At 57.1% G+C, this 1,385-nt stretch carries 1 protein-coding gene; it reads right to left on the bottom strand.

The features are described 5' to 3' along the window. Window positions 1-801: 801 nt before the first annotated feature. On the bottom strand, window positions 802-1,299 hold the full coding sequence (locus tag H1B37_RS32835) for a hypothetical protein (protein WP_182871491.1): 498 nt from the start codon (window positions 1,297-1,299) through the stop codon (window positions 802-804). Window positions 1,300-1,385 lie beyond the last annotated feature (86 nt).

The raw sequence follows: 1,385 nt of genomic DNA, 5'->3' as shown, positions 1-1,385 counted from the left end.
CAATGCCGCGAAGAACCAACAAACTCAACTCGCCGACTGCGGTGCACCACTTGGTTCACGCGAGTCGGCCACGACGACCGTTTGATCCATCGTCGCTGATGACCAATGTACTCGATTGGAATGGCCGTGGGAAATCGAGCGTCCGTGGCACCAATCATTGCATTGGACAGTTGCAATGAAGCCCGGAGGGCTGGCACAGTGCTTGCCGGTGGTGTCAACCACCGGAATCGAATGCAATGAACCGGGAAGGCCTGAAAGGCCGGCACAACCGGTCGCTTGGCCATCCGAGAGCGTTGGAAGCCCGAATACTGTGTCGGCCCGCTGGGCCGTGCGCATTGACTGGAATCCGTCCCCGGTGGCTGACACCACCGGCAGACACTCTTTCGGCCCTCCGGGCCTAAGACACCTCACCACGCCCATTCGCCTGCCACATCATTCGTCTGCCACTTCTCCCCCGTCTCAATCGCGGGTGAGGGTCAATCAAGAGACTCCCGTTTGCCCCGCGTATCAGGCGTTGGTTTGCCTTCGTCGGGTGAGTCGACCGCGCACCTATCGAACCGTGACATTAGGAGCGAATCCCAGGAAACAGCGGTCTGGTGAAATCCGGTCGGCGCACTTCGAGTGCACCAACCAAACTGTGGATGAATGAACAACCACAGAGGACACGGAGGGACACAGAGACGAAGTGGGCCGTTGTCGTCAGGCGTCGGCTAGCAGCGCGAACGGTAGAGTTCAGCGGGACCGCGCGAGCGACTCACCACTTCAGAAACGTCAACTCGCGGCCTTCATTGCAACCCATGGTTACTTGGCTTCGTGGCGGGCGTCCAAGGTCGCCCGTATCTCACGTGCGTCATCGTCAGTCAACAGGTTTGAGGTGTGAAGGTATTCCACAATGTCGATTCGTTGTGCAATCGATAGTGACCGGAGCCATGCGAAGTGCGTTCGGTAACCGTGCAGCATCCAAAGCCCCAACACTGTCAAGGCTCCACCACCGACGAAGTGAACGGACTCAAGTATGGTAAAGGCGTAAACGAGCCACGCGATACCGACAAATATGGACACGAACAAAATCGTTGGCACTCCTGGCGGATAGGACGGTGGATTCGTCAGCGTATCAACAAGTTCCTGTCGGTCGGCTTGGTATTCCTCTTCTGAAAGCAAACTATCCCGAGCGGTCTTTAACGCGGCGAACCGTGCACGATAGTAGGCTTTGGGATCGCAATCTCGAACGCGCGGAAATACTCCGCCCAACAGATAGCAGTAGGCTTTAGATTCGTCATCGTGAGCGGAATCACTCATTCTGCCAAGTAACGTCCACCGTTCACCGCGGCACGGCGAACGACATTGTGTTTTTGATTGACGCCGACTCCGTGCCTGCGTGTGCA

The organism is Stieleria mannarensis, from assembly GCF_014154935.1.
GTDB classification, from domain to species: domain Bacteria; phylum Planctomycetota; class Planctomycetia; order Pirellulales; family Pirellulaceae; genus Stieleria; species Stieleria mannarensis.
Note: the sequence above shows the minus strand (reverse complement) of the source record. Positions and strands in the feature narration are given on the sequence as shown.

Excerpts from the sequence above, each read along its gene's own strand:
- H1B37_RS32835 (WP_182871491.1), bottom strand. The coding sequence starts at position 1,299 with ATGAGTGATTCCGCTCACGATGACGAATCTAAAGCCTACTGCTATCTG.